This window comes from Mesorhizobium sp. M8A.F.Ca.ET.021.01.1.1 (genome assembly GCF_003998025.1).
Taxonomy (GTDB): Bacteria; Pseudomonadota; Alphaproteobacteria; order Rhizobiales; family Rhizobiaceae; genus Mesorhizobium.
In genome coordinates, this window is sequence record NZ_RZSJ01000735.1 from 1 (window position 1) to 2,580 (window position 2,580).

At 67.4% G+C, this 2,580-nt stretch carries 3 protein-coding genes and 2 pseudogenes; 1 reads left to right on the forward strand and 4 read right to left on the reverse strand.

Annotated features, from left to right (window positions below):
- Nucleotides 1-85, forward strand: a pseudogene (locus EOA36_RS38995) (cobalt-precorrin-6A reductase); the annotation flags it as partial.
- On the opposite strand, the gene EOA36_RS33060 reads toward EOA36_RS38995, so the two are convergent.
- The 4 genes and pseudogenes from EOA36_RS33060 to EOA36_RS33075 form a co-directional block, all read right to left on the reverse strand.
- On the reverse strand, nucleotides 49-813 hold the full coding sequence (locus tag EOA36_RS33060) for a precorrin-3B C(17)-methyltransferase (RefSeq protein ID WP_127280969.1): 765 nt from the start codon (nucleotides 811-813) through the stop codon (nucleotides 49-51). The pseudogene EOA36_RS38995 and the gene EOA36_RS33060 sit on opposite strands and share 37 nt — an antisense overlap.
- Nucleotides 810-1,562 (reverse strand): precorrin-2 C(20)-methyltransferase, encoded by a 753-nt coding sequence (locus EOA36_RS33065; RefSeq protein ID WP_127280970.1) that lies wholly within the window; start codon nucleotides 1,560-1,562, stop codon nucleotides 810-812. Before EOA36_RS33065 ends, EOA36_RS33060 begins: the two co-directional genes overlap by 4 nt.
- Entirely contained in the window at nucleotides 1,559-2,191 is a 633-nt protein-coding gene (locus tag EOA36_RS33070; RefSeq protein ID WP_127280971.1) for a precorrin-8X methylmutase, read from the reverse strand. Before EOA36_RS33070 ends, EOA36_RS33065 begins: the two co-directional genes overlap by 4 nt.
- A pseudogene (locus tag EOA36_RS33075) lies at nucleotides 2,115-2,580 on the reverse strand (hypothetical protein); the annotation flags it as partial. The pseudogene EOA36_RS33075 and the gene EOA36_RS33070, both read right to left, overlap by 77 nt.

A 2,580-nucleotide genomic window follows, 5' to 3' on the forward strand; every position in this document is an offset into this window, starting at 1 on the left:
GGAGGTGCCTTCGGCTGAAACCGTCGAAGCGCTGGCCGCCATGATCGATCATTTCGTCGAACCCGACGCCGAGCGCGGCGTGTAGACCAGCGCCGGTTTGTCGCCGCGCTTGATGATCCGGGTCTCCGGCGAACCGATGATGATGCAGGTCGCCATGTCGGCCTTTTCAGCGTCGACGTCGGCCAGCAGATAGACCTCGATGCGCTCGTCTGGCCGGCCCGCGGCACGGCCGAAGATCACCGGCGTCGTGCCGGGCAGGATGGCGGTCAGGCATTCGAAGGCGCGGCCAAGCTGCCAGGGACGCGCCTTGCTGATCGGGTTATAGAGCGCGATGACGAAGCCGGCGCCAGCCGCCGCCAGAAGACGCAGTTCGATCAAATCCCAAGGCTTCAGATTGTCGGACAGCGAAATGGCGCAGAAGTCGTGGCCGAGCGGCGCACCGATGCGGGCGGCGACCGCCAGCATGGCGGTGACGCCAGGCACCACGGCGACATCGACCGCACGCCATTCGGCCGGACCGGCCTCGATCGCCTCGCAGACGGCGGCGGCCATGGCAAAGACGCCGGGATCGCCGCCGGACACCACGGCGACGTCGTGGCCTTCGGCGGCCTTGGTCAGGGCATCCTTGGAACGGGCGAGTTCCTCGCGATTGTCCGAAGCGACGCGGGTCTGGTCGGGGCGCAGATCAAGCCGGTCGAGATAAGGCTTGTAGCCGTAGAAGAATTTCGCCTCGGCGACAGCGCGGCTGGCTTGCGGCGTGACCTGGTCGGCATTGCCGGGGCCGAGGCCGATGACGGTGAGACGGCCGCTCATGCCTGCGCTCCAGTCGGGCGGCCGGACCAGCCGGCGACCAGCACGATGGCGAAGTAGGGCGCCTTGTCGTCCGGCTTGTCGGCAAGCCGCATCGAGACGCTGCCGGCCATGGTGCCGCGCTCGACATAGACGGCGCGCGTCAGCTTTCCGGTCGCTTCCAGCGCCCGCCGGATCTTGGGCAGGTTGCGGCCGACCTTCATGATGACGGCGGCGTCGGTGTCGGCGAGCCGGCGTGTCAGCTCGAACTCGCTCATCGTGCCGGGCAGCACGGTCAGCACGTCGTCACCCTGGACGATCGGCACACCGGTCTGCGACCAGCAGCCGGACATGGCGGTGATGCCGGGAATGACTTCGGTCGGGAAACGATTGGCGAGACGGACGTGCAGGTGCATATAAGAGCCGTAGAACAGCGGGTCGCCTTCGGACAGCACGGCGACCATCCGGCCAGCATCTAGGTGCTCGGCGACCTTGTCGGCCGATTCCTCGTAGAAACCTGATATCTGCGAGCGGTAGTCGTCGTGATCCTTGTCGATTTCGGTGGTGACGGGATAGAGCAGCGGCAGTTCCAGCATGTCGGGCCGGAAGCGCGCCTCGACGATGGCGCGCGCATTGCTGTTGTTGCCGCGCTTGGCGAAATAGGCCACGACATCGGCCTCGGCCAAGGCTCGCGCGGCCTTCAGCGTCAGCAATTCGGGGTCGCCGGGACCGGTGCCGACACCGACGAGCCTGCCTTTGGAAATCGCGTTCACAGGCCGGGCCTCGCCAGTGAATTGAGCGCGGCGGCGGTCATGGCGCTGCCGCCAAGCCTGCCGCGCACGATGGCGTAGGGCACGCCATAGGAATTCTCGGCCAGCGCGTCCTTGGATTCGGCGGCACCGACAAAACCGACCGGCATGCCGATGATCGCAGCTGGCTTGGGCGCGCCATCGCGCAGCTTCTCCAGGAGGTAGAAGAGCGCGGTTGGCGCATTGCCGATGGCGACGACCGAACCGGCCATGCGCCCGCCCCACAGGTCGATCGCGGCGGCCGAGCGGGTGTTGCCGATCTCCCTGGCGATGTCGTGCGTGCGCGGGTCGCGCAAGGTGCAGATCACCTCATTGCCGGCCGGCAGCCGGGCGCGGGTGACGCCATGCGAAACCATCTCCGCGTCGCAGAAGATCGGCGCGCCCGCCGCCAGGGCTTTGCGGGCGGCGGTGACGAAATCGGAGGAGAAGACAAAATTCCTGGCGGCTTCGACCTGGCCGCAGGCATGGATCATGCGGATGGCGACATCGGCCTCGGCCTCCGAGAAGCGCGAGAGATCAGCCTCGGCGCGAATGATGGCGAAGGAACGTTCGTAGATCGCCGTGCCGTCGTGGATGTAGTCGTAGGCGGCCATGCTCATTTCCGTTGGTAAGGTTGGGCCCGTTGGTAAGTCTCGGCGATGCCGGCCGTGCCCAGCCTTGTCAGGCAAGCGGCGGCGGTCTCGCCCTGATATCGAGCGCAGCGGATCACCGCGGCGACGCGGCCGATGCCGCGCGCGGCGTCATAGCCCGGCCTGTAGCCGGCAGGAAGAGCCTTTGCCGTCGCGTTCACGACAAGTCCGGCTCCGTTTTCGCCGCCGACCAAAGTCAGCGCCGCCGGGCCGGGATGCGCGCAGCCCTTGGCGCAGCCGGAAATGTGCAGGATGAGGGAGGGATCGAGGATGTCGGCGTTTTCGGTGGCGATCGTCTCGGCGATGTCGCGGGTGGCGATGCGGCCGGACGCGCAGGCCGGCGTACCGGGGCA

What these genes read in the sequence shown, in the direction of transcription:
- EOA36_RS33070 (WP_127280971.1), bottom strand. Translation starts at nt 2,191, where the DNA reads ATGGCCGCCTACGACTACATCCACGACGGCACGGCGATCTACGAACGT.
- EOA36_RS33060 (WP_127280969.1), bottom strand. Translation starts at nt 813, where the DNA reads ATGAGCGGCCGTCTCACCGTCATCGGCCTCGGCCCCGGCAATGCCGAC.